The sequence below is a fragment of the Leucobacter muris genome (assembly GCF_004028235.1).
Classification (GTDB): Bacteria; Actinomycetota; Actinomycetes; order Actinomycetales; family Microbacteriaceae; genus Leucobacter; species Leucobacter muris.
In genome coordinates this window covers 935,832-960,402 of sequence record NZ_CP035037.1, presented here as the reverse complement: position 1 = coordinate 960,402, position 24,571 = coordinate 935,832, and the positions used below count along the sequence as shown (strand labels likewise).

Genomic DNA, 24,571 nt, shown 5'->3' with positions numbered 1-24,571 from the left:
ATCCCGATCCGTGCGGGTCCGGATCCCGATCGGTGCGGAGCCGGATCCCGATCCCAACCCGACCCCAGCCCGACCCCGACCCCGATAGACCCCCGATCCCCGACCCCGATAGACCCCGCTCCCGCTCCCGACCCCGCGCGTGCTTATTGGTCAGGCTGCCAGTAGACTGTGGTGTCGGCGGCCTGCTTGCCTGCTTTGAGGTGGCGCCGCGAGATTCAAGGAGCAGTTGAATGACGACTTGGCGCATGCCCATCGAGGGACACGAGCAGGAGCGGCTCTGGCTCGCCTGGCCCACCAGCGGCTACACCCTCGGCGACACCGAGGCCGAGGTCGAGGAGGCGCGCACCACCTGGGCCGCCGTCGCCAACGCCGCCAGCGACTTCGAGCCGGTCACCGTCGTGGTGAACCCGGGCGACGAGAAGATCGCCGCGAAGTATCTCTCGGCGCAGATCGACCGCATCACCGCCCCCCTCAACGACGCGTGGATGCGCGACATCGGGCCGAGCTTCGTGATCGGCGACGATGGCCGCCTCGGCGCCGTGAACTTCGTGTTCAACGGCTGGGGCGGGCAGCACTGGGCCCAGTGGGACAAGGATCAGCACATCGGCCGCATCGTCGCCGAGGCCGCGAACGCGGAGCTCGTGGACTCGGAGATGACCAACGAGGGCGGCGGCATCCAGGTCGACGGCACCGGCCGCGTGATCCTCACCGAGACCGTGCAGCTCGATCCGGGTCGCAACCCGGGCTGGACCAAGGAGCAGGTCGAGGCCGAGCTCGCCCGCACCATCGGCACGACGAGTGCCATGTGGCTGCCCCGTGGCCTCACCCGCGATCACGACACGTTCGGTACCCGCGGCCACTCCGACATCCTCGCCGCGTTCGCGACATCCGAGATGCTGCTCATGCACCGGCAGGACGCCGAGTCGCACCCCGACCACACCATCGCGAAGACCAACCGCGCCGTGGCCGAGCGGTACCTCGCCGAGCACTCGGCCGGCTTCGAGATCATCGACATGCCCGCCCCCGAGGCGCTGCGCGACGACGAGGGATTCGTCGACTACAGCTACATCAACCACCTCGTGCTCAACGGCGCCGTGCTCGCCTGCTCGTTCGACGACCCGGCCGACGACCGGGCGCTCGCAACGCTGCGCGAGGCCTACGCGGGTCGCGAGGTGATCGGCATCGACGCCCGCCCGCTCTTCGCGCGCGGTGGCGGCATCCACTGCATCACGCAGCAGCAGCCCAAGGTCGCGTAAGCGCTCCTCCCCGCACAGTGCAACGCCTCGGCGGCCGGAATGTTCCGGCCGCCGAGGCGTTGCACTGTGCGTACCACTCTCACCCGGAGGTCGAACCCCGCTTGTCCACGATCCTGCGCATCCTGCGGTTCACGCGCTCGCTCACGCCCTACTACCTCTCCATCATGGCGGCGGCCGCGGTCGTCACGGCCGCGGGCATCGCCGTCCCGTTCATCACGGGCGCGGCGACCGACACCGTGGTCGACGCGGTGGGCTCGGTGACGAACGGCTCCGGGATCCCGGACGGCGCGATCCGCTCCGTCGTGCTGCTGGCGCTCGCGCTGCTGGCCGCGAGCCTCGTCGAGACCGTGGCGAGCAACCTCGGCGGCTACTGGGGCGACGTGATGAGCGAGCGCATGCGCACGATCCTGTCGACCCGCTACTTCGAGCAGCTGCTCGCGCTGCCGCAGCGGTACTACGACAGCGAGCTAACGGGCACGATCGTGGCCCGGCTCAACCGCTCGATCGCCGAGATCACGGGCTTCATGAAGTCGTTCTCGAACATGTTCGTGACGATGCTCATGACCACGGTCGCGGTGCTCGCGATCAGCGCCTGGCACTACTGGCCGCTGGCGGTGCTGCTGCTGCTCGCCTACCCCGCCTATCTGTGGCTGACCGCGCTGACGAGCCGCAAGTGGCAGCGCATCGAGCGCGAGAAGAACGAGCACGTCGACGAGGCCTCGGGCCGCTTCGCCGAGGTCGTGGGGCAGATCCGCGTGGTGAAGTCGTTCGCGCGCGAGCGCAGCGAGCTCGACCGCTTCTCGGATCACTTCGGCGAGACCGTCCGCCTCACCTCCGAGCAGTCGCGCCACTGGCACTCGATGGATGCGCTGCGCCGGGGCGTGCTCAACCTGATCTTCTTCGCGCTCTACGTGATCATCTTCGTGCGCACGGTCACCGGCCATTTCACGCCGGGCGAGATGGTGATGCTGATCCAGCTCATGGCCATGGCCCGCCAGCCCGTGCAGAATCTCAGCTGGGTCGTCGACACGGCGCAGCGCGCAGCCGCGGGCTCCCGCTCCTACTTCGAGGTGATGGATCTCGATCCCGCGGCCGTGGGCGGTGCGGGATCGCTGCCCCGGAAAGCGGAGGCGGAGCGAGGGGGCGGCAGGCGAGGAGACGAGACGGATCCCGGATCTCCGCACCGTGGCGGGGCCGACGCCTCAGGCGCCTCCGGCTCTCCCGGTGCTCCGGGATCGGCTCCCGTCGTGGCGTTCCGCGACGTGAGCTTCGGCTACGACGAGCACGGCGACGTGCTCAGCGGGGTCTCCTTCGAGGTGTGGCAGGGCGAGCGGATCGCCTTCGTCGGCGAGTCCGGAGGCGGGAAGACCACGCTGATCAACCTGCTGCTGGGGCTGTACGCCGTGCGCTCGGGCACGATCGAGGTGGCGGGCGCGGGGCCGGATCTCGCGTCGCTGCGCCGAAGCATCGGCGTGGTGTTCCAGGATCCCTCGCTCTTCTCGGGCACGGTCGCCGAGAACATCGCCTACGGCAGGCCCGAAGCCACGCGCGACGAGATCGAGGCCGTGGCGCGCCGCGCCGCGGTTGACGTCTTCGCCTCGAAGCTGCCGAGCGGGTACGACACCGTGATCGGCGAGCGCGGCATGAAACTCTCGGGAGGCCAGAAGCAGCGCATCGCGGTGGCGCGGGCGATGCTGAAGGACGCACCGATCCTCGTGCTCGACGAGGCCACGTCGGCGCTCGACACGAAGTCGGAGCGGCTCGTACAGGCGGGACTCGACGACCTGATGCGGCACCGCACGAGCCTCATCATCGCGCACCGGCTCTCGACCATCGCCGAGGTGGACCGCATCATCACGCTGCGCGACGGCCGTATCGACGAGGTCGGCCCGCCCGACGAGCTGTCGCGGTCGGGCGGCATCTACGCCGAGCTGCTCGCGCTGCAGAGCTCGTCGTCGAAGGCCGATCGCAAGCGCCTCAAGCGTTTCGAGGTGATCGGTTAGGGGCGCTGTCGCGAGACGGGCCCGGGGGTCGGCCTCGATCCTCGCCCGCCCGCTCCCCTTCCCAGATGGGACTCGCGCACGGCTGTCGACCCCGATACTGTGCAGACCCGCCGACCCGCGCATCGCGCGCGCGTGGCACAATCTCCCCATGACCAGTGAAGTGCTCTCCCCCGATCTCGAAGCCGCCGTGTCCGCAGCCGCCGCGGCCGCGCCCGCGTTCGCCGCAACCGCACCCGTCGACCGCGCCCGCGCCATCGTCGCGGTCGCCGACGCCCTCGAGAGCGCGAAGACACGCCTCGTCGAGATCGCGATGCGCGAGACCGGCCTCACCGAGGCCCGCCTTAGCGGCGAGGTCGTGCGCACGGCCGTGCAGCTGCGCCTGTTCGCCGACACCCTCGTCGACGGCGGCTACCTCGACGCCCGCATCGACCCCGCAGACCCCGACTTCGCACTCGGCGTACGACCCGACGTGCGCCGCACCCACATCCCCCTCGGCCCCGTCATCAACTTCTCCGCCTCGAACTTCCCCTTCGCGTTCTCCGTGCTCGGCGGCGACTCCGCCTCGATCCTCGCGGCCGGCTGCCCCCTCATCGTGAAGGCCCACTCAGGCCACCCCGACCTCTCCGACGCGACCGCCGAGGTCGCCCGCGAAGCACTCGAGGCCGCCGGCATGCCGCAGGGCGTGTTCCACCTCATCCACGGCCGCGAAGCCGGCGTCGCAGTCCTCAAAGACTCCCGCGTCAAGGCCGGCGCCTTCACCGGCTCCATCGGGGTGGGCCGCCTGCTCGCCGACATCGCCGCCTCACGCCCCGCGCCCATCCCCTTCTACGGCGAGCTCGGCAGCGTCAACCCCGTGTTCATCACCGTCGACGCCGTCGCCGAGCGCGCCGAAGAGATCGCCCAGGGCTTCCTCACCAGCGTCTCGGGATCGGCAGGGCAGCTCTGCACCAAGCCCGGCTTCGTGTTCGTGCCCGCAGCATCCGCCCTCCCCGCCGCCATCGAGGCCGCCGCGGGCGACTTCCTCGCCGAGCACCGCCTGCTCGACCCGCGCATCGCCCGCAGCTTCGAAGAGCGCCGCAACGCGATCCTCGGCTCCCCCGGCGTGCACCCCATCGTGCCAGGCGGCATCCGCTTCGACGACGCCGGACAGGGCTGGGCCACCCCCACCGTCGTGGCCGTCGCGCTCGACGACTTCCGCCGCGCCAAGGAAGCCCTCGTCGACGAAGCCTTCGGCCCGCTCTCGATCCTGGTCGAGACCCCCGAAGGCACCGACCTCGCAGCCCTCATGCCCGAGTTCTACGAGGGCAACCTCACCGGCACCCTCCACCTCAGCACGACCGAAGCGACCGGGGAAACCGCGAACGCCGCCGAACTGCGCGCCCTCGTCGACGCGCTCAGCCGGCAAGTCGGCCGCGTACTCTTCAACGGCTGGTCCACCGGCGTCGCCGTCACACCCGCCCAGCAGCACGGCGGCCCCTGGCCCGCCACCTCCAACGACTCGAGCACCTCGGTCGGCACCGCCGCGATCACCCGCTTCCTGCGCCCAGTCGCCTACCAGAACGCACCCGCCGCGTTCCTGCCCGCCGCGCTCCGCGACGACAACCCGCTCGGCGTCCCCCAGGCCATCGCGCCCGCAGGCGAATCCCACGCCTGGGGCAACCGCTGGCGCTGACACCGCCCCAGAACGGTTGAGAGAGGAGAGTGTATGCCGCGCCATCGCGGGGCATACGCTCTCCTCTGTTCGTGCTGCGGCGCAGGGGCGGAGCGCCGAGCGGTGCGTCCGGGCGGAACACTCCGGAGGGGACGCCCGGGATCCCGACGCCGGAGCGCTCGCTGAGGATCGGCGGCGAGCAGCAGCGGCCGCCGCGCCGAAAGCGCGCTTCTGCCGTATGGTGAGAGCATGAACCGTTCGCTTCGCGTTCTCGCGCTCTCAGCCGCCGCGCTCACCGGTCTGCTCGCGTTCAGCGCCTGCTCCTCGGGCGACGCCTCCGTGGTCGGCGCCTGGGGCGCCCCCGACACCCGCGGCGAGCCGTCGCTCGTCTTCGAGCAGGACGGCAGCTACTCGGGCAACGACGGCTGCAACAACGTCGGCGGGCGATGGAGCGAAGACGGAGACTCGATCGACCTCGGCAACATGCACTCGACGCTCATGTACTGCGAGGGCGTCGACACGTGGCTCGGTCTCGCCCGATCGGCGGAGCTCTCGGGTGACACGCTCACCCTGCTCGACGAGGACGGCGGCGAGATCGGCACGCTGCAGCGCGCAGACGGCTGAGCCTCGGAGCGTCGGATCCGCACGCGGTCCTGGAGACGCCCTGTACGGTGCGCGGCGCATCCCCCCCCCCCCCCCCCCCCCCCCCCCCCCCCACGGTTTTGCGTTCCGCACGGTGCCGCGTCCGCAGCACCGCGCCGCCACCGCCCGACCACCGCCCTCTATCGAGCATCGGCCCGACTTCGTTTCACGAACGCCCCGGATAACGGGCTTCTCGGTGGGACGGAGTCGGGCCGATGCTCGGAGGTGCGGCGCTCAGTGCCAGAGCACCGCCAGCGCGACGTTCAGCAGCGACAGCCCGGCGATCGCGCCGAGCACACCGCCCGACACGCTCTCCTTCTTGCGGTTCAGCAGGATGACCACGATCATCGCGATGAGCACGAGCGTCTTCACGCCGATCTTCGCGTTGTTCGGCTGGCCCCCGAGCATGTAGATCGACGCGACCAGCAGCAGTCCGGTCGCGAAGAGCAGCGAGGCTCCGTGCAGGATGCCCGGGGTGATGCGGGCGCGGGCCTGCTTCACGGCCGGCAGCTGGGCGAGGGTGCTGCCGAACACCGCGCCGAAGCCGACGAGGTGCAGCACGACCAGGATGCCTTTGACGATTTCCATGTTCTCTCTTTCTGGGTGAGGCGGCGGGTGATCCGGAGCCCGGCCGTGGACCGGCGGTGATCGGGATCATCGCTGGTCGCGGCCCGGCTCCGGCGCCGGATCAGTGGAAGAAGTGACGTTCTCCGGTGAAGTACATGGTCACGCCCGCGGCCTGCGCCGCCTCGATGACCTCGGGATCGCGCACCGACCCGCCGGGCTGCACGACCGCGCGCGCACCGGCGTCGATGAGCACCTGCAGCCCGTCGGCGAAGGGGAAGAACGCGTCCGAGGCGGCGACCGCCCCGCGCGCCCGCTCTCCCGCCCGCTCGACCGCGAGGCGGCAGGAGTCGACTCGGTTGACCTGGCCCATGCCCACGCCGACCGAGGCTCCGCCCCGCGCGAGCAGGATCGCGTTCGACTTCACGGCGCGGCAGGCGCGCCAGGCGAACTCGAGTTCGGCGAGGGTGTCGGCGTCGGCCGGCTCGCCCGTGGCGAGCCGCCACTCGGCGGCCGGCGTGAAGCTGCGGTCGGCGTCCTGCAGCAGGAAGCCGCCCGAGACCTGGCGCAGCTCGACCGGGTTGGGGGTGAAATCGGCGGGCAGCACGAGCAGCCGCACGTTCTTCTTCTGAGTGAGGATCGCGAGGGCGTCCGGCTCGAAGGACGGTGCGACGATCACCTCGGTGAAGATGCCAGAGACGGTCTCGGCCATCTTCGCGGTGACGGGACGGTTGGCCGCGATCACACCGCCGAAGGCCGAGACGGGGTCGCACGCGTGCGCGAGCTCGTGCGCGGCGGCGATCGGGTCGGCGGCGCCCTCGGGGGCGACGGCGACGCCGCACGGGTTCGCGTGCTTGATGATCGCGACGGCGGGGCGTTCGTGGTCGAAGGCGGCCCGCAGGGCGGCGTCGGCGTCGACGTAGTTGTTGTACGACATCTCCTTGCCGTGCAGCTGCGTGGCCTGGGCGATGCCGGCGCCCTCGTTCTCCGTGAAGAGCGCGGCGCGCTGGTGGCTGTTCTCGCCGTAGCGCAGCACGGCCTCGCGCAGGCCGAACACCTCGTAGCCGACGTAGCCCTCGGTGGTCTCGAAGATGCTGTCGATCGAGCCCTCCTCGGCGGGGGCGTCGTCTGCGGGGGCGTCTCCCCACTCGCCGTCCTCCTGGTCGAGGAACCAGTTGGCCACCGCCGCGTCGTACTGCGCGGTGTGCACGAAGGCCTCGGTCGCGAGCGAGCGGCGCTGCGCGAGGGTGGTGCCGCCGGCCCGCACCGCGTCGATGACCTCGTCGTACCGGCCGGGCGAGACGACGATCGCCGCGTTGGCGTGGTTCTTCGCGGTGGCCCGCACCATGGCGGGGCCGCCGATGTCGACGTTCTCGATCACGTCGGCGGCGGGCTCGCCCGAGGCGACGGTCTGCTCGAAGGGGTAGAGGTTGACCACGACGAGTTCGAAGGGGGCGAAGCCGAGCCGCTCGAGCTGCTCGCGGTGGTCGGCGAGGCGCAGGTCGGCGAGCAGGCCCGAGTGCACGGCGGGGTGCAGGGTCTTCACGCGGCCGTCGAGCGCCTCGGCGAAGCCGGTCACCTCGGACACGTCGGTGACGGGGTGGCCCGCCTCGCGGATCGTCGCCGCGGTGGAGCCGGTCGAGACGATCTCGACGCCGGCCTCGGCGAGCGCCGCGGCGAGGTCGAGCAGTCGGGTCTTGTCGCTCACGGAGATGAGCGCGCGCGTGACCGGTACGACGTCGCGGTGCTCGTAGAGGCTGGGATCGTGGCTCTGGACTGCCATGTGGTTCCTTCGGGTCGGGGCGTGCCGCCCCCGATGCTGTCGAGGGCGGGCGTTCGGTCGAGCGGGCTCTCGGCTTCGACGGGCTCAGCCGACGAGCCCTGCGGTCTAGGGGGCGGCTCGGGCGGCCTCGGCGAGGTCGAGCTCCCCGAGAGCGATGTCGCGCACGGTCTGCACGAGCAGGGGGCGCTCGAGCTGCTTGATGCGCTCGTGCAGCTCTTCCTCGGTCTCTCCGGCGCGGATCTCGACGCGGGCCTGTCTCAGCACGGGACCGGTATCGACGCCCTCGTCGATGACGTGCACGGTGACGCCGGTCTCGGTCGCTCCGGCGGCGAGCGCGTCGCGCACGGCGTGGGCTCCGGGGTGGAGCGGCAGGAGGGCGGGATGGGTGTTGATGAGGTGCGGCGAGAACTCGCGCACGAAGCCGGCGGGGAGGATGCGCATGAGGCCAGCGCTGACGACGAGGCCCGGCTCGGGCCCCGTGCCCACGCCGTGCTCCTGGATCGCGGCGGAGAGCATCTGCCCCCACTCCTCGCGGTCGTCGTAGTCGCGCGGCCGCACGACGAAGGTGGGCACGCCGGCGGCCTCGGCGTGGGCGAGGCCGGGGGCGTCGGTGTCGGATCCGACGCAGACGATGCGGGCGGGGAACTCGGGATCCGCCGCCGCGTCGAGCAGCGCCTGCAGGTTGCTGCCGCCGCCGGAGATCAGAACCGCAAGTTTCAGCACGCCCCCAGTCTACCCGGCGCGGCAGGCGCTGCTGAGCGGAGCGGGCGGGCTCGGAGGCTGCGCGACCGCCGCCCTCGCCGGGCGCCCGTACCGAGTTTCGGATCTCTCCCCTGTTTCGGATGAGACTCCCCGGTCTCCTCCGAAACAGGGGAGAGATCCGAGGCGACGAACCGCGCGGAGGGGCGAGCTGCACGGGAGGGGCGAGGCGGAACGGGCTTCGTCAGACCCGCAGCACCTCGTCGGCGAGGCGCCACGGCTCGTGCGCGGCGTAGAGCGCGTCCTCCTGAGCGGCCCAGCGGTCCCAGTGGGGCGCGTAGCTCTCGCCGTCGCGGGCCAGGGCTCGGGATCGCCGGAGCTCATCCGGGCAGTCGAGCCAGAGGCTGCGCACGAGCGCCCCCTCCCCCGCGGCCCGCGACGCCCAGCGCCGCGCGGCAGCGAGGTTGTCGATCGTGATCGCGCCGCAGCCCTCGATCACGAGCGGCGCGCGGGGCTCGATCCGATGTGCTTCCGCGAAGGCGTCGGCGTACCAGTCGTAGCGCCGGTAGCGCCCGCGATCGAGCACGTCGGCGACGGCCAGGGATCCCTCGGCGAGGCCGTCCCACCCCGGGTAGAGATCCTCGACCCGCAGCAGCTGCGGGTCGACCCCGGTCGCGCGGAACTCGCGAACGATGCGCGCGGCGAGCGACGTCTTGCCGGATCCCGAGCGCCCGTCGATGAGCAGCACGTCGAAGCACCCGCGGAGGCTCTGCCCGGCCCCCATCAGAACAGCTCCCCCTGCCGCTGGGCGCCGCGGCCGCCCCAGCGGCCGTCGACGCGCAGTCGCTCCGCCACGAGCATGATGACGGCGGTGAGCGTGCCGAGCACCACGGCGGCCGCGAGCCCCGCCCCGTAGCTGCCGGGCGCCTGGTGCCCGATGAGCTCGCCCACCGCGACCGGCAGCGTCTGCGCGCCCGGGCGCACGAGGAACGAGGTCGCACCGAACTCGCCGAGCGAAGCGGCGAACGAGAAGCCGAGCGCGAGCCCCGCGCTGCGGCCGAGCAGCGGCAGATCGATCGTGGCGAGCACCGTGACGGGGGTCGCGCCGAGCGTCGCCGCCGCGAAGCGGATCCGCTCGTCGATGCCGCGCAGCACCGGCAGCAGGATGCGCACCACGAGCGGCAGCGCGACGAGGGCCTGCGCGACCGGGATCAGCACGGCCGAGGTGCGCAGGTCGAAGCCGAGGCCGAGGGGGCGGTGCATCGTGATGAGCAGGCCGAAGCCGAGGGTCACTGCCGATACCCCGAGGGGCAGCATCACCAGCCCGTCGAACAGGCCCTGGGCGCGCCGCAGACCGGGCGCGCGCGGCTTGCGCGAGAGCACGAGCGCGATCAGCATGCCGAGCAGCAGCGCGATCGCGGCGGCGACGGCCGCGATGCGGATCGAGAGCCCGATCGCGTGCGCGACCGGGGCGTCGAGCGGCAGCTCGGCGGGGGGCCGCACGAGTACGGCGTAGTGGGCGATGGTCCAGCCGCCGCCTCCGTCGCGCAGCGATCGGAGCACGAGGGTGAGCAGCGGCACGGCGTGCAGCAGCAGCGCGGTGAGCGAGAAGACGAAGATCGCGGGCAGATCGGCGAGGCCCGGCCGCTTCTCGCGCGGGGCGTCCTCGCGCAGCTCCACGGCCCGCTCGCCCGCCCGCCGCAGCCGCGCCGACACCACGAGCGTCGCGCCCACGATGACGAACTGCGCGAGCGAGAGCACTGCCGCCCCCCGCAGGTCGAGGAACTGCACCGTGAGGCGGTAGATCTCGGTCTCGACGTTCGAGAACTCGCGCCCGCCGAGGATCAGCACGATGCCGAACGAGGTCGAGCAGAAGAGGAAGACGAGGGCCGCCGCCGAGGCGAGGGCGGGGGCGAGGGCCGGCAGGGTGACGGTGAGCCAGGCGCGGATGCGCCCCGCTCCCATCACCCGGGCGGCCATCGCGGAGCTGTCGTCGAGCCGGGCCCAGAAGCTGCCGACGGTGCGGGCGACGACGGCGACGTTCGGGAACACGAGGGCGAGCACCAGCACCGTGAGCGTGCGGTCGAGGCCCATCCATTCGAGCGGCCCGGCCGGTCCGAAGAGTGCGCTGAAGGCGACGCCCACCACCACGGTGGGCAGCACGAACGGCACGGTCATGAGCCCGTGCAGCAGCGTGCGGCCGGGGAACTCGAGCTTGTAGAGCACGTAGGCCGCGGGCACCCCGAGCACGACGGCGAGCGCCGCGGCGAGCCCCGCCTGCAGCAGGGTCTGGCCGATGACCCGCCAGGTGCGGGGGGCGCCGAACACCTCGGGCACGGCACCGAAGTCGGGCCGGCCGTCGTCCGTGAAGCCGGTGGCGACGAGCGAGAGCACGGGCCACAGGAAGAAGACGAAGAGGAAGGCGAGCGGCAGCGCCGTCGCGAGCGTCCACCCCGCGACGGCCCACGCGCCCGTGCCGGATGCGGGGCGCCGGACCCGCTTCGCCCCGCGCGGCCCGCTCTCCGTCGTCCCGCCCGACGGAGGAGTCGCGGGCTCCCGCGACTCGCTCCGCTCGCGCGGGATGACGGGGGGCATGTCAGAGGCCGATCGTATCGCCCAGGGTCTTCAGCCAGCCCTCGCGCCCGCGCTCGATCTCGTCGGGGGCGAGGTCGTGGGTCTGATCCGCTGCGGGCTCGGGGGCGAACTTCGCCCACGCCTCGGGCATCTCGACCGAGGCGTCGACGGGGCTCATGTACATGGCGTCGGGGATCGTCTGCTGGAACTCGTGCGACACGAGGTAGTCGACGACGGCCTTCGCGCCCGCCTCGTTGGCGGCGCCCTTCAGCACACCGGCGTACTCGACCTGGCGGGTGCAGGTGTCGAGCAGCGCGCGGGTACTGCTCTCGGTGGCATCTTCGTTCACGGTGAACGCCGGCGACGACGCGTAGGAGACGACGATCGGCTTGGTGCCACCCTCGCAGCCCTGCGTGAACTGGCCGTAGTAGGCATCGCTCCAACCCTGCTCGATGCGCGCGCCGTTGTCGGTGAGGCTCTTCCAGTAGTCGGCGAAGCCGTCCTCGCCGAACGCCGCGACGGTGCCCACGAGGAAGGAGGCGCCCGTCGACGAGGCGGTCGGGTCGAGCAGCGCGGTGAGGCCCTGGTACTCGGGCTTCGCGAGATCCTCGTACGTGGCGGGCTCCGCGAGCCCCTGCTCGGCGAACCAGGCCGGATCGATGTTGATGCAGGTGGCGCCGTGGTCGACGGGCGTGAGCGCGAACCCGGCATCCGCCTGCTCGCCCTCGAGGATCGCGTACGGGATCCCGCTCTCGGGGAACTCGGCGGGGCGGTAGGCCAGGGCCACGTCGTTCTCGACGAGTCGCGAGGCGAAGATGTTGTCGACGCCGAAGAACGCGTCGGCGATGGGGGCGCCCGCGGTGAGCACGAGCTTGTTGGTGAGCTCGCCGCCGTCGCCGGCCGAGATCACCTCGACGTCGTACCCGGTCGCGGTGCTCGCGGCCTCGGCGAACTCCTCGTTCGGGAACGAGTCGTGCACGACGAGCGTGACCGTATCGGTCTCGACCGGGGCGTCGCCGGGGGCCGACCCCGAGCAGCCGGTCAGCGCGAGACCGCAGACCGCGGTGAGCGCGACGAGGGGGGCCGCTGCGCGACGGGCGCGGGCGGCGAATGTGGACGTGGCTGCAGGCGTCATTGAAGGCTTCCTTCCTCCGCTGGAATGAACCAGATCAGGTTGAACGGTCGGAGCTCGCGTGCTCCCTCTCAGCCCCGCGCGTCGGGACTCCCGTGGATTGCATCTCCAGCTTAGAGCATGCGCGCACGCTCCGAGACCACGCCTAGCGCTTGCGACGGCCCCAGCGGCGGGTCGGGCGCGGAGGCTCGGGATCGCCCGCCCCCGTCTGTCGTTCGTCCCAGGAGTAGGCGCGCAGCAGCGCCTCGGTGTCATGGGGGTCGCCGTTATCAGCGTCGTGGGCGTCGGCATCTCCGGTCTCGGCGGGGCCCGCGTCGGCGCCGTCCCCCTCGGCGGCCGGGCCGTCGACGGCGGCGCCTCCGGACGCGTCGGAGTCGTACCCCTCGGTGCCGTACGCCTCGGTGTCGAAGGCGTCGGCGTCGTACGCCTCCGTGTCGAAGGCGTCGGAGCCCGCGGCGTCGGCGAGCGCGGCGGAGCCCGCCGATCGCGTCGCGCCCTCGGGTCCGCGGGGCGCCCCCGGGTGAGGCGCGCGACCCGCCGAATCCACGAGCGCCGCGTCGGAGAGGTCGACGGTCTCGTCGTCGGAGCTCTCGCCCCCCGCCGCCCGCCCCGCGGATCGCCGGATGCCGCCGTCGAACCGGTCGAGCCCGTCGAGCACCGGCAGCCCCTCGGCAGCCCCGCGCGACCCCTCGCCGGCTCGAGGTGGCCGCACTCGCTCGTTCACGGCCTTCACGGCCTCGGGCAGCGCCGCCCTGATGCGCTGCAGGTCGATGCGGGCCGCGGAAACGCCGAGCAGCAGCCCACCGCCCAGCTCGGCGGCGGCAAGGCCGCCCGCGAGCCACGGATCGGCCCCGACCGTCTCGAGGCGCCCCGGGCCGAGCGAGCCGCTCGCGAGCCCGCACAGCGCCGCCACAGCGAGGCCCACGAGTGCTGCGGCCAGGACGGGCGTGACGAGGGCGGCGGTCCAGCTCGCGCGCCGCTGCTGCGGTCTGCGGGCGAAGAGCACCCCGACGGCGACGCCGACGAGCACCAGCGCGGCGGGGGCGAGCGCACCGAGGCCGCCCCAGCCCTGCGGGATCGCGCCGAAGAGCGGCAGGGCGGGCAGCGGCCCGAGCAGAGCTTCGAACGGGGTCGCCGAACTGCCGGCGCCCACCGAGAACCCGGCCCCTGTCACCCACGCGGCGCCCCAGATCAGCGCCACGGGCAGCAGCGCCAGCTGCACGAGGAACACGAGCGTCGAACCGAGCGGGTCGAGGTGCAGGCCCTGCGTCAGCGCGATCACGTGCGGGTAGCCCACCACGATCGCGGCCGACAGTGCGAGAGCGGCGATCCCGACGAGGGCCGCGAGCGAGGCGGCCGCGAGCCGCACGGTCTCGGCCGCGCGAGCGGGCAGCACCGCAGCCGCGCCGGAGGCGCCGATCCGCTCCACCCCGCGCTGCGCCGCACGCGTGCACGCACGCCACCAGCCGTGCTCGTCGCGCACCGCGCGCGCCGCGAACGCCGCCGTCGAGACGGCGCCGTAGCAGAGCGCCGGCACGAGCGCCGCGAGCCACAGCGGCCACACCGCGAGCGGGGCCGCCAGTGTGGCAGCCGCGAACGAGACGGCGCCGAAGCCCAGCGCACCGCCCAGCGCACCGGCGGCGCCGGAGCCGCCGCGCCCCCCGAAGCGCCAGCCGGCGCGGGCCGCGAGCGCCGCCGTGAGCACGGTGACCCCGAGCGGGGCGAGCGAGAGCACGACCGCGATCGGTTCGGGGGCGAGGCCGAGGCCCAGCGCCGTCTGCGCGTCGATCTCGAACTGCGTCGGCACCCAGTGGGCCAGCAGCCAGACGCCAGCGATCCCGGCCATCACCGCTGCCGGCTCCGCTGCGAGCCCGAACACGACCATCCACAGCAGCAGCGCGGGTACCGCGACCACCGCGAACCCGGCGAAGGCGACGGCCGCCGCCTCGATCGCGGCGACCACGGCGGTGACTATGGCTCTCATCGCCAGCAGCTTACTCCGCTTCCCGGAGGCGCCGCCGCTTCACCCGGCGTGAGGCGCGTCGCGGATGAGCCCGAGAATGCCGTCGCTCAGCCCCTGGAACTCGGGGGTGCGCTCCGAGGCGAGCGTGCGCGGGCGCGGGATCGGCACGTCGACGATGCGCCGCACCCGACCCGGGCGCGGGCTCATCACGACCACGCGGTCGCTCGTCACCACGGCCTCGTCGATGTCGTGGGTGACGAGCAGCACCGTCAGCCGATGCTGCTCCCACACCTCGAGCAGCAGTTCCTGCATGGTGCGCCGGGTCAGCGCGTCGAGCGCGCCGAACGGTTCGTCCATGAGCAGCATGTCGGGCCCGTAGCTGAGCGAGCGGGCCAGCGCCACGCGCTGCTGCATGCCACCGGACAACTGCGCCGGATAGGAGCGCTCGAACCCCTCGAGTCCAACGAGCCCCAGGAACTCACGAGCCCGATCCGCCCGGTCGCCGCGCGTCAACCCCGGTTCCCCGCGCAGCGCGAACTCCACGTTCTGCTGCACCGTCAGCCACGGCATGAGCGTCGCCTGCTGGAACACGACCCCGCGATCCCGACCCGGCCCCGCGACCTCGCGGCCGCTCACCTCGATCGTGCCCGCGCTCGGCTCTTCGAGACCCGCGACCAGCGAGAGCAGCGTCGACTTGCCGCAGCCCGACGCCCCCACGATCGAGACGAACTCGTTCTCGCCCACCTCGAGATCGACGCCCTCGAGCGCCGTCACCGCCCGGTCGCCGCTGCCGAAGCGCTTCACCAGGCCGCTGATGCGCAGCTTGGGGGCCGCTTCCCGATCCTGCCCGCTCATGCCCGGCCCTCCTGATACGCGAACATGCGGCGTCCGGCGGCGCGCATCACCTGGTCGAGCACGAGGCCGAGCAGCCCCAGCACGAACACGTAGCCGATGATGAGATCCGTCTGGAAGAAGCGCTGCGCCACCGTGATGCGGAAGCCCATGCCGCTCGACGCGGCCACCAGCTCGGCCACCACCAGCCACGTCCACGCCCAGCCGAGCGTGATCCGCAGCGCGTCCCAGATGCGCGGCATCGCCGACGGCACCACGATGCGGATCAGCAGCTGCGCCCAGCTCAGCCCGAGCGTCTCCCCCAGGCTCACGAGGTTGCGGGGCGTGCGCCGCACCGCGTCGGCCACCATCAGCACCTGCTGGAAGAAGGTGCCCATCCAGATGATGAGGAACTTCTGGCTCTCCTCGATGCCCACCCACACGATCGTGAGCGGCACGAAGGCGACCACCGGCATGTAGCGGATGAAGTCCATGAGCGGCTCGAGCGCCGCTTCGGCGCGCGCGTTCACACCCATCAGCGTGCCGATCGGCACCGCCATCAGCGTGGCGATGACGAAGCCCATCAGGATGCGGAACGAGCTGATGCCGATGTCGGCCCACAGCTCGCCGTTCGCCGCCTGCTCGGCGAGGGCCCCGAGCACCGCCCCCGGCCCGGGCAGGAACATGGGGTCGGCGAGTCCCGTCGCGCTCGCGAGCGTCCACACGACGATGAGCGCCACGAACGTGCCGACGGCGGTCGCCAGATAGGCGGGCCTGCCGAGCGTGCGGCCGATGCGGGCTCGGCGACGGGGGCGCCGCGCGGCGGAGGCTGAGTCGTTGCGGGACATGCCTGGCCGGGTTACTCTCCGAGGAAGTCGGTGCGGATCGTGCTGCCCGCGTCGACGTCGCCCGAGATGAGGCCGATGCGCTGCGCGACCTCGACGAGGGCGGGCAGCGTCTGCGCGACGTAGTCGCCGTTCAGCAGCTCGCGGTTCTCGGCGAGCGTGTAGAAGTGCACGCCGTCGAACGCGGTCTCGAGGTCGGCGGCATCCGAGCCGACGCCCGCCGCGATGACGGCGCGGGCCTCGTCGGTGTGCTCGCCGTAGAAGGCGACGGCGTCGTCCCATGCCGCGAGCACCTCGGTCACCTCGTCGGGGCGCTCCTCGAGCACGTCGTTGCGCACCACGAGCACGTCGGTGATGAGGCCGGGGTACTCGCCCGCGGTCGCGACGGTGCCGACGCCCTGCCCGGCTCCGAGGGCCTCGCTGATGTAGGGCTCGTAGGTGACGCCGGCATCCACTCGCCCGGCGAGCAGGATCGGGGCGACCTGGTCGGCCGATGACTCGACCACCTCGATGTCGTCGAAGCTCATGCCGGCCTCGTCGAGTGCCTCGGCGAGCAGGATCTCGCTCGTCGCGCCCCGCTCGAACGCGACCTTCTTGCCCGCGAGGTCGGCGACGTCGCCGATGCCCTCGCCCGCGAGGATCGCGTCGGCCTCGGTGGCCGAGTCGAGCAGCAGCACGATCGACACGTCGACGCCCTGCTCGATGAACTGCAGCGCGGCCTGCGCACCCACGTTGGCCATGTCGAGGCGGCCGGCGGCGAGCGCGGCGTTCACGTCGGCGTCGGCGTTGAAGCTCGACAGCTCCACGTCGACGCCGCGGTCGTCGAAGAAGCCTTGATCGTCGGCGACGTACCACTGGCCGTAGCTGAGCCACGGCTGGGTGCCCATGCGGATCGTCTCGCCGGCGGCGCCCTGCTGCCCGGACTCGGTCGACGCCCCGCCGGCGCATCCGGTGAGGCCGAGGGCGAGGACGGCGGTGGCTGCGGCGGTGACTGAGAACGAGCGGAGCAGACGGCTGGTCACGGGGGTCCTTTCAGGGGATGCCGTGCGACCGGGGGCCGCGGATCGGCTGACGAGACGCCGGGATCGGCGCGAGCGCGCGGCTCTGCCCGCGCAACCCCACTATTCTACGTCAGCGTTCGCGCACGGATCCGCCGCCGCTCGCGCGGCGCTCGGGGCGAGGGTCGTCGGTGGCCCCGACCCCGGCATCGAGCTGCGCGTCTCGCGCGAGCGCCGCCGCGTGCGCGCGGTTCTCGGCGCCGAGCTTGACCAGGATGCTCGAGACGTGGGTCTTGACGGTCGGCACCGAGATGCCGAGTCGGGCCGCGATGCCCGCGTTCGAGCGGCCCGCGCGCATCGCGTCGAGCACCTGCCGCTCTCGAGCCGTGAGCTGTTCGAGGCCCGGCAGCGGCGCCGGCGCGGTCGACTGCGGCGCCTGCGCGAGTGCGGCGAGCGCGCGGCGGGTCACGCGGGGGTCGAGCACGCCCTCCCCGGCGGCAACTCGTCGCACCGCGTCGACGAGCGGGGCCGCCTCGGTGGTCTTCAGCAGGAAACCCGCGGCACCCGCTCGGATGGCCGCGAGCACCAGTTCGTCCTCGTCGAAGCTCGTGAGCACCAGCACCTCGGCGCTGCCGTCGGCGACAATGCGGCGGGTGGCCTCGACGCCGTCGACGCCCGGCATGCGCAGGTCCATGAGCACGACGTCGGGGCGCAGCGCGGCCGCGTTGCGGATCGCGGCCGCTCCGTCACCGGCCTCGCCCACCACGGTCACGCCGTGGGTCTCGAGGATCATGCGGAGGCCCTCGCGGATCATGCCGTGGTCGTCGGCGAGCAGCACACTCGGAGGCGCCTGCCCGGCTCCGCCGAGCCCCGCCGCCGCAGCCCGCTCACCGCCCGCCGCGTTCACGCCGCCCCCTCCTCGGGCAGTCGCGCGCACGCCCCCTCCTGCTCGGGCAGTCGCGCGCGCACCGCCCACACGCCGGCGCCCTCCGGCCCGGCGAACAGCTCGCCGCCGAGCGCGCGCACGCGCTCCCGCAGCAGTTCGAGCCCCATGCCGCTGCCCGCGAGCGCGGGGCTGGCGAGGGCGGAGCCGCCGCGCGAGACCACGTTGACGCGCACCTCGCCCTCGCCCCTCGACAGCCGCACGTCGACATCGGCGCCCGACGAGTGGCGCACGCTGTTCGCGAGCGCCTCGCGCACCACGCTGCCCACGGCCTGATCGAGCTGCGCGGGCAGCCCGCCGCCTCCCTCGTCGTTGAGCGTCGCGGCGACCCCCGAACCGTTCGCGGCCTCGACCAGCCCGGGCAGGCCGGCCCGGCCGGGCGGCAGCTGGAAGTCGCTCTCGCCCGACCGCAGCACCTGAATCATGGTGCGCAGCGCTCCGTGGGCCTCGAGGCTCGCGTCGCGCATCGCCCGCAGGGCCCGCCGCTCCTGCGTCTCCTCGGCGTCGCCCGTCTGCAGACCGAGCGCGGCCTCGCTGCGGATCGCGATCGCGGAGATGTGCCCCGCGACCACGTCGTGCAGCTCGCGGGCCATGCGATCCCGCTCCCCCTGCACCGCGGCGGTGCGGTCGAGCGCTGCGAGCCGGGCCGTGTCGTCGGCGCGCTGCCGGTAGAGCGCGACCAGCTCCCGCGACTGCGCCACCGAGTTCGCGTACCAGTACGTCAGCCCGGCGAGCCCCACGAACTGGATGCCCACCATCACCGCTTCGCGCGGGTCGTCGGCGAGCGCGAGGGCGCTCACCACGAGCGCGAGCGTGCTCACGATCATCATCCAGAGCATGCGCCTGCGCCGGGCCGGGGCGAGCCGCACCGTGCGCGCGTGGAAGAGCTCGAGCAGCACGAGCAGCGGCACGAGCCCACCGACGGTGAGCAGGTCGGCGACGAAGACGATCGCGGCGGCGACGAGCCCCGCCAGCGGCGCGCGGCGCCTCAGCAGCACGAGCGCGCAGGCGGGCGCAGCCGTCGCCAGCCCCCACCACGGCGATACCCGGTCCGGCAGCAGCGAGAACATGCTCCACAGCCCCGACCACCCGAGTGCCGCGAGCACGATCGCGAGCAGCAGGTAGCTGCCCGCGAGCGCCGCCGGCCGATCGGCGAGCGCTCGGAACACACCGCGGGGCCGCCCCGTCTCAGTGATCATGCTCCCATCCAAGCAGCAGCCTCGGACATTCGTCTCCGACCAAAGGATGAGACCGCATCCTGCTTTCCGCCGATGCGCGCGCGGGGCGCAGCCGCGAGAGTGGCGGCATGCTCGTCACCGCCCAGCTCCCGATCCTCGCCGATGTCCCGCTGCCGCTCGCCCTCGCGCTGCTCGCCCTGCTCGACGGGCTCAGCGTCGGCACCCTGCTGATCCCGCTGTTCCTGCTCATCGCGCCGGGGCGGCCCCGGATCGCCCGCGTGCTGCTGTACCTCGGCACGATCACACTGTTCTACCTCGCGATCGGCGTGCTCTTCACGCTGGGGCTCGTCAACGTCATCGACGCGGGCCGCGATTTCCTCGGCTCGACGCTCGGCCGGGTCGTGCTGCTGGTGGGCGGGCTCGCGTTGTTCGCGAGCGGCGTCGCGATCGGGGTGTCGGACGCGCGCAAGCGGAAAGCCGCGGCGCTCTCGGACGGCAGTCCGGCGGCGCAGACGAGCGGGCGGATCCTGCGGTGGCGCGACCGTCTGCTCGCCGACGGCACGAGTCGCGCCGCGGTCGTGGGCGTCGCCCTCGCCGCGGGCCTCGCCGAGGTGGCGGGCATGCTCCCCTACCTCATCGGCATGACGATGCTGGCCGACGCCCCCATCGGCATGCCCGCCCGCTTCGCGATGCTCGCGGGCTACTGCATCGTGATGATCCTGCCCGCCCTGATCCTGCTGGCGGCGCGCGTGCTCGCCGCCCGCGCCGTCGAACGGCCGCTGCACCGCTTCACCGGGTGGATGCAGCGCACGGGCGCCGAGAACACGGCATGGATCCTCGGCATCATCGGCTTCCTGCTCGCCCGATCCGGCGCGACGCAGCTCGGGATCGACCTGCCGATCATCGGCTGAGCGTCGGGCTCGGCGCGGCCTACCAGGCGGTCGCGACCGCCCGGTGCGTCTCGAACAGCGGGATCGTGGTTCCCTCCGGGGCGCGGCCGAAACCGCACTCGGTGGCGACGCCGAAGGGTCGCGCCACGTGCTGCTGCGCGGCCGCGATGCGACGCTCGGCGCCTTCGGCGCCGTCCTCGCGGTGCACGAGGCCGAGGTAGAGCTCGGTCTGCTGCGGGATCGCGAGCCCCGCGAGCGCCGCGAAGTAGTCGGCGTCGTCGCGCTCGATCGGCACCGGCAGGTGCAGCCAGGTGAGGGGGCGTTCGGCGGCCGCGACCACGAGATTCGCGAAGCGCACGAGGTTCGCGGTGTCGCGCGGCTCGACGAAGTGCTTCTCGGCGACGTCGCCGTAGCAGAGGTGCACGCCCACCTCGACATCGCCGGGCACCCGGTCGATCTGGCGGGCGAGCCGCTCGCTCGTGCCGGCCCAGACGTCGTCGAACCACTCGTAGGGCTGCCCGGTGAAGCTCGTCTGCTGCTCGAGCATCGCGAATTCGAGGGCCGCGTCCCACTGGATCGCGAGCTCGTCGTGCGGGATCTCCACGAGGATGCGGTCGAGTTCGGCGGCGAGCGCGCGCTCGTAGACGGGCTCGAACTCGGCGCGGTCCGCCGCCCACACGAAGCTGCCGACCACCCCGAGCGGCGTGGGCAGCGACACCTGGAAGCGGGTGCCGGCCGGGATCGCGGCCTCGCTCTTCAGCCGCGAGAAGACGGCGAACGACTCGAGCGCGGCGTCGGCGTAGCCGAGCGGCGGCAGGTGGAGATCGGCGGCGCGCACACCTTCGGCGAGGCGCACCGGCCGCATATCGAGCATGCGCAGCGGGATCGGCTCGTCGCCGACGCGCTCGATGCCGTCGGTCGCGCCCAGACGGTCGGCCTGGAACACGATCCAGTGGAAGCGCTCCCCCACCTCGCCGTCCGGGATGCGCTTCAACCGGTCGCCGAGGTGCTCGGCGGCGGTGCGCATCGTGGTCTCGGCGTCGTCGAAGTTGATGCTGCCGACGAGGTGTGCTCCCTGGGGTTCGCTCATGCGGTCCAGTGTAGTGAGCGCGGGGCGCGCTTCTCACCGCGACGCCCGAGCCGGAGCACGATTCCGGCGCGCGGGCCGCGCGCCGCGTCGCCGCCTCGTAGGCTGGCCGCATGACCGCGCACGCGAACGCCCCCGGACCCGACTCCGACCGCGATCCCGAACCCGACCGCGGCCGCGTCGTCATCGGCGGCGCCGGGGGCTTCATGGGACGGTACCTCGCCGACCGCTCCCGCGGCGAGGGCCGCGAGGTCGTGACGATCGGGCGCTCCGGATCTGATCTGCACTGGGGAGACGAGCGAGGAATCGCCGCCGCCGTCGACGGCGCAGCCCTCGTGGTGGGGCTCGCGGGGAAGAGCGTGAACTGCCGATACACCCCCGCCAACCGGGCCGAGATCTTCCGCTCCCGCCTCGAGACCACCGCGGAGCTGTCGCGCGCCGTCGCCCGCGCGGCGGCGCCCCCGCCGCTGTGGGTCAACGCCGCGACCGCGACCGTCTACCGCCATGCCGAGGACCGGCCGATGACCGAACGGGACGGCGAGATCGGCGCGGGCTTCTCCGTGGACGTCGCGAAGACGTGGGAGCGCGCGCTCTTCCGCGACGAGCTGCCCGGCACGCGCAGAGTGGCGCTGCGCAGCGCCATCGTGCTCGGGCACGGCGGTGTGCTGGGTCCGCTGCGGCGCCTCGCCCGGCTCGGTCTGGGCGGCCCGCAGCACGACGGACCGTGGCCGGTGAGCCGCGCCCGCCGAGCCGCCGGCACCGCTCACGCGCGCGGCGCGGGCCGCGTCCGGCAGAGGTTCAGCTGGGTGCACATCGAGGACGTGGCGCGGGTCATCGACTTTCTCGAACGGCACCCCGAACTCGACGGCCCGATCAATGCGAGCTCCCCGCACCCCGTCGACAATCGGGAGTTCATGGCGACGGTACGACGCGTGCTCGGCGTGCGATTCGGGCCCCCGACGCCCCGCTGGGCGCTGGAGATCGGCGCGATCGGGATCCGCACGGAGACCGAGCTCGTGCTCAAGAGCCGGTGGGTGCTGCCGCAGCGACTCGCGGAGGCCGGCTTCGCGTTCGCCTACCCCGAGCTCGAGCCCGCGCTTCGCGAGGCGTTCGACCGCCCGCGGGGCTGAGGATCCGCCGGCTGCGTCTCCCGCGGGCGGATCAGTGCACCTCCATCCGCTTCCTCTTCGAAAGGCGGCTTTCGCATGCGGATCCGCGAATGCACCTGCGAAATTCGCCTCTCGGTGCCGAGCCGCGGCGACCGGCACCGACTCGCTTCGCAGTCGCCCGCAACGCACGAGGCTCCCATCCCCGACCGGATCGGGGATGGGAGCCTCGCAGATCGACGCGGTTACAGCGCGTTGAACACCTGCCGCAGCAGCTCGGCGGTCTCGGTGGGGGTCTTGCCCACCTTCACGCCGGCGGCCTCGAGAGCCTCCTTCTTCGCCTGGGCGGTACCGGCCGAGCCGGACACGATGGCGCCGGCGTGGCCCATGGTCTTGCCCTCCGGCGCGGTGAAGCCCGCGACGTAGCCGACGACCGGCTTCGTCACGTTGGCCTTGATGAACTCGGCCGCGCGCTCCTCGGCGTCGCCGCCGATCTCGCCGATCATCACGATCGCCTTCGTCTCCGGATCGGCCTCGAACGCCTCGAGAGCGTCGATGTGCGTCGTGCCGATGACGGGGTCTCCGCCGATGCCGATGGCGGTCGAGAAGCCCAGATCGCGCAGCTCGTACATCATCTGGTAGGTCAGGGTGCCCGACTTCGAGACGAGGCCGATGGGGCCCTTGCCCGTGATCGTCGCGGGCGTGATGCCGGCGAGCGCCTCGTCGGGCGTGATGATGCCGGGGCAGTTCGGGCCGATGATCCGGGTCTTGTTCCCGGTGGCCTTGGCGTGAGCCCACAGCTCGGCCGAGTCCTTGACGGGCACACCCTCGGTGATGATCACCAGCAGGCCGATGCCCGCGTCGATGGCCTCGACGGCGGCGTCCTTGGTGAAGGCCGGGGGCACGAAGGCGACCGACACGTCGGCCCCCGTCTTCTCCATGGCCTCCGCGACGGTGGCGAATACGGGCAGTTCGACGGTGGCGCCGTGCTGGTCGGTGTGCGTCACCGTGGTGCCGGCCTTGCGCGCGTTCACCCCGCCGACGATGTCGGTGCCCGACGCGAGCATGCGCGCGGTGTGCTTGGTGCCCTCGCCGCCCGTGATGCCCTGGACGATGACCTTGGAATCCTTGTTCAGGAAGATCGACATGGTGTTACTTCTTTCCTAGCGTCAGTGCAGTCTCGGAGCGGATCAGCGGGCGTTCGCCAGCTCGGCGGCCTTGTCGGCGCCCTCGTCCATGGTGGCGGCCAGCGTGACCAGCGGGTGCGCGGCGTCTTCGAGGATGCGGCGCCCCTCCTCGACGTTGTTGCCGTCGAGCCGCACGACGAGCGGCTTGTTGGCCGAGTCGCCCAGCTTCTGCAGCGCGCCCACGATGCCGTTGGCCACCGCGTCGCACGCGGTGATGCCGCCGAAGACGTTGACGAAGACCGACTTCACCTGCGGATCGCCGAGGATCACGTCGAGGCCGGCCGCCATCACCTCGGCCGAGGCGCCGCCGCCGATGTCCAGGAAGTTGGCGGGCTTCACACCGCCGTGGTTCTCACCCGCGTAGGCGACCACGTCGAGCGTCGACATCACGAGGCCCGCGCCGTTGCCGATCACGCCGACCTCGCCGTCGAGCTTCACGTAGTTGAGATCCTGGGCCTTGGCCTTCGCCTCCAGCGGATCCTCGGCCGCCTTGTCCTCGAGCGCCTCGTGCTCGGGGTGGCGGAAATCGGCGTTCGCGTCGAGCGACACCTTGCCGTCGAGCGCGATGATCTCGCCCCCACCGGTGAGCACCAGCGGGTTCACCTCGACCAGGGTGGCGTCCTCACCCGAGTACACCTCGTACAGCTTCTGGAAGACGGGAACGACCTTGCCGACGAGCTCCTCGGGGAACTTCGCGGCGCGGGCGATCTCCTCGGCCTTCGCGGCGTCGATACCGACGATCGGGTCGACCTCGATGCGCGCGAGCGCCTCCGGCTTCTCGACCGCCAGCTGCTCGATCTCCATGCCGCCCTCGACCGAGCACAGCGAGAGGTACGAGCGGTTGGCGCGATCCAGCAGCACGGAGAAGTAGAACTCCTGCTTGATATCGGCTCCGGCGGCGACCATCACGCGCTTCACCACGTGCCCCTTGATGTCGAGACCGAGGATGGACTGCGCCGCCTCGAACGCCTCGTCGGGGTTCTTGGCGACCTTCACGCCGCCGGCCTTGCCGCGACCGCCGGTCTTCACCTGAGCCTTGACCACGACCACGCCGCCGAGCTTCTCGGCCGCGGCGCGCGCCTCCTCCGGCGTATCCGCGATGACGCCGGCAAGCACCGGCACCCCGTATCGCTCGAAAAGGTCTCGTGCCTGGTACTCGTACAGATCCACGTACTGTCCTTTGCTTGGAGTCTTAGGTGTCCGAGGCAGAAAAATGTCTCGACGTCGAGATAAGTCGAC

Annotated in this window: 21 protein-coding genes and 1 riboswitch; of the genes, 6 read left to right on the top strand and 15 right to left on the bottom strand. The window is 72.4% G+C overall.

Annotated elements, in window-relative coordinates:
* Nucleotides 1–230: 230 nt before the first annotated feature.
* The 4 genes from Leucomu_RS04530 (at nucleotide 231) to Leucomu_RS04515 (ending at nucleotide 5,534) form a co-directional block, all read left to right on the top strand.
* The gene (locus Leucomu_RS04530) at nucleotides 231–1,256 is read left to right on the top strand and encodes an agmatine deiminase family protein (RefSeq protein ID WP_128386484.1); all 1,026 of its coding nucleotides are present in this window, start codon (nucleotides 231–233) and stop codon (nucleotides 1,254–1,256) included.
* 101 nt (nucleotides 1,257–1,357) lie between these two features.
* Nucleotides 1,358–3,259 (top strand): ABC transporter ATP-binding protein, encoded by a 1,902-nt coding sequence (locus Leucomu_RS04525; RefSeq protein ID WP_128386483.1) that lies wholly within the window; start codon nucleotides 1,358–1,360, stop codon nucleotides 3,257–3,259.
* Between the two features lie 148 nt (nucleotides 3,260–3,407).
* Nucleotides 3,408–4,931, top strand: coding sequence for an aldehyde dehydrogenase (NADP(+)) (locus Leucomu_RS04520; RefSeq protein WP_128386482.1), 1,524 nt, complete (start codon nucleotides 3,408–3,410; stop codon nucleotides 4,929–4,931).
* 228 nt (nucleotides 4,932–5,159) lie between these two features.
* Entirely contained in the window at nucleotides 5,160–5,534 is a 375-nt protein-coding gene (locus tag Leucomu_RS04515; protein ID WP_128386481.1) for an META domain-containing protein, read from the top strand.
* Between the two features lie 252 nt (nucleotides 5,535–5,786).
* On the opposite strand, the gene Leucomu_RS04510 is transcribed toward Leucomu_RS04515, so the two are convergent.
* The 12 genes from Leucomu_RS04510 to Leucomu_RS04455 form a co-directional block, all read right to left on the bottom strand.
* A complete protein-coding gene (locus Leucomu_RS04510; protein ID WP_128386480.1) occupies nucleotides 5,787–6,140 on the bottom strand; it encodes a hypothetical protein in 354 nt (117 codons plus the stop codon).
* 100 nt (nucleotides 6,141–6,240) lie between these two features.
* The gene (gene purH / locus Leucomu_RS04505) at nucleotides 6,241–7,899 is read right to left on the bottom strand and encodes a bifunctional phosphoribosylaminoimidazolecarboxamide formyltransferase/IMP cyclohydrolase (RefSeq protein ID WP_128386479.1); all 1,659 of its coding nucleotides are present in this window, start codon (nucleotides 7,897–7,899) and stop codon (nucleotides 6,241–6,243) included.
* Nucleotides 7,900–8,004: 105 nt separating this feature from the next.
* Complete coding sequence (gene purN, locus Leucomu_RS04500; RefSeq protein ID WP_128386478.1) at nucleotides 8,005–8,622, bottom strand: phosphoribosylglycinamide formyltransferase; 618 nt, start codon at nucleotides 8,620–8,622, stop codon at nucleotides 8,005–8,007.
* A gap of 220 nt (nucleotides 8,623–8,842) precedes the next feature.
* Nucleotides 8,843–9,382, bottom strand: coding sequence for a nucleoside/nucleotide kinase family protein (locus Leucomu_RS04495; protein WP_017885239.1), 540 nt, complete (start codon nucleotides 9,380–9,382; stop codon nucleotides 8,843–8,845).
* Entirely contained in the window at nucleotides 9,382–11,193 is a 1,812-nt protein-coding gene (locus Leucomu_RS04490; RefSeq protein ID WP_228407274.1) for an ABC transporter permease, read from the bottom strand. The genes Leucomu_RS04495 and Leucomu_RS04490 overlap by 1 nt, the downstream gene beginning before the upstream one ends.
* 1 nt (nucleotide 11,194) lies before the next feature.
* Entirely contained in the window at nucleotides 11,195–12,307 is a 1,113-nt protein-coding gene (locus Leucomu_RS04485) for a thiamine ABC transporter substrate-binding protein (protein WP_128386477.1), read from the bottom strand.
* A riboswitch (TPP riboswitch) is annotated at nucleotides 12,302–12,411 on the bottom strand. Its footprint overlaps the gene before it by 6 nt.
* Before the next feature lie 38 nt (nucleotides 12,412–12,449).
* The gene (locus tag Leucomu_RS04480; protein WP_128386476.1) at nucleotides 12,450–14,288 is read right to left on the bottom strand and encodes a cell division protein PerM; all 1,839 of its coding nucleotides are present in this window, start codon (nucleotides 14,286–14,288) and stop codon (nucleotides 12,450–12,452) included.
* 39 nt (nucleotides 14,289–14,327) lie between these two features.
* Nucleotides 14,328–15,122: an ABC transporter ATP-binding protein gene (locus Leucomu_RS04475; RefSeq protein ID WP_128386475.1), complete on the bottom strand. Its 795-nt coding sequence runs from the start codon at nucleotides 15,120–15,122 to the stop codon at nucleotides 14,328–14,330.
* Nucleotides 15,119–15,946, bottom strand: a complete 828-nt coding sequence (locus Leucomu_RS04470; RefSeq protein WP_128386474.1) for an ABC transporter permease — start codon at nucleotides 15,944–15,946, stop codon at nucleotides 15,119–15,121. Before Leucomu_RS04470 ends, Leucomu_RS04475 begins: the two co-directional genes overlap by 4 nt.
* Before the next feature lie 11 nt (nucleotides 15,947–15,957).
* On the bottom strand, nucleotides 15,958–16,965 hold the full coding sequence (locus Leucomu_RS04465; protein ID WP_128386473.1) for an aliphatic sulfonate ABC transporter substrate-binding protein: 1,008 nt from the start codon (nucleotides 16,963–16,965) through the stop codon (nucleotides 15,958–15,960).
* Nucleotides 16,966–17,074: 109 nt separating this feature from the next.
* Nucleotides 17,075–17,755 carry a response regulator gene (locus tag Leucomu_RS04460; RefSeq protein WP_267128467.1) on the bottom strand — a complete coding sequence of 227 codons (681 nt, stop codon included), beginning with the start codon at nucleotides 17,753–17,755 and terminating at the stop codon, nucleotides 17,075–17,077.
* An 89-nt stretch (nucleotides 17,756–17,844) separates the two neighbouring features.
* Nucleotides 17,845–19,083 carry a sensor histidine kinase gene (locus Leucomu_RS04455; protein ID WP_128386471.1) on the bottom strand — a complete coding sequence of 413 codons (1,239 nt, stop codon included), beginning with the start codon at nucleotides 19,081–19,083 and terminating at the stop codon, nucleotides 17,845–17,847.
* Nucleotides 19,084–19,190: 107 nt separating this feature from the next.
* Here Leucomu_RS04455 and Leucomu_RS04450 point away from each other — a divergent pair, with 107 nt between their 5' ends.
* Nucleotides 19,191–19,973 (top strand): GAP family protein, encoded by a 783-nt coding sequence (locus Leucomu_RS04450; RefSeq protein WP_128386470.1) that lies wholly within the window; start codon nucleotides 19,191–19,193, stop codon nucleotides 19,971–19,973.
* A gap of 19 nt (nucleotides 19,974–19,992) precedes the next feature.
* Here Leucomu_RS04450 and Leucomu_RS04445 read toward each other — a convergent pair whose 3' ends face one another.
* Nucleotides 19,993–21,042: a hypothetical protein gene (locus tag Leucomu_RS04445; RefSeq protein WP_128386469.1), complete on the bottom strand. Its 1,050-nt coding sequence runs from the start codon at nucleotides 21,040–21,042 to the stop codon at nucleotides 19,993–19,995.
* 110 nt (nucleotides 21,043–21,152) lie between these two features.
* Between Leucomu_RS04445 and Leucomu_RS04440 the strand changes: the two genes are divergently transcribed.
* Nucleotides 21,153–22,169 carry an epimerase gene (locus tag Leucomu_RS04440; protein WP_128386468.1) on the top strand — a complete coding sequence of 339 codons (1,017 nt, stop codon included), beginning with the start codon at nucleotides 21,153–21,155 and terminating at the stop codon, nucleotides 22,167–22,169.
* Nucleotides 22,170–22,390: 221 nt separating this feature from the next.
* Here the strand turns inward: Leucomu_RS04440 and sucD are convergent, their stop codons facing one another.
* Nucleotides 22,391–23,293, bottom strand: a complete 903-nt coding sequence (sucD, locus tag Leucomu_RS04435) for a succinate--CoA ligase subunit alpha (RefSeq protein WP_017885251.1) — start codon at nucleotides 23,291–23,293, stop codon at nucleotides 22,391–22,393.
* 42 nt (nucleotides 23,294–23,335) lie between these two features.
* A complete protein-coding gene (sucC, locus tag Leucomu_RS04430; RefSeq protein WP_017885252.1) occupies nucleotides 23,336–24,502 on the bottom strand; it encodes an ADP-forming succinate--CoA ligase subunit beta in 1,167 nt (388 codons plus the stop codon).
* Nucleotides 24,503–24,571: the final 69 nt, after the last annotated feature.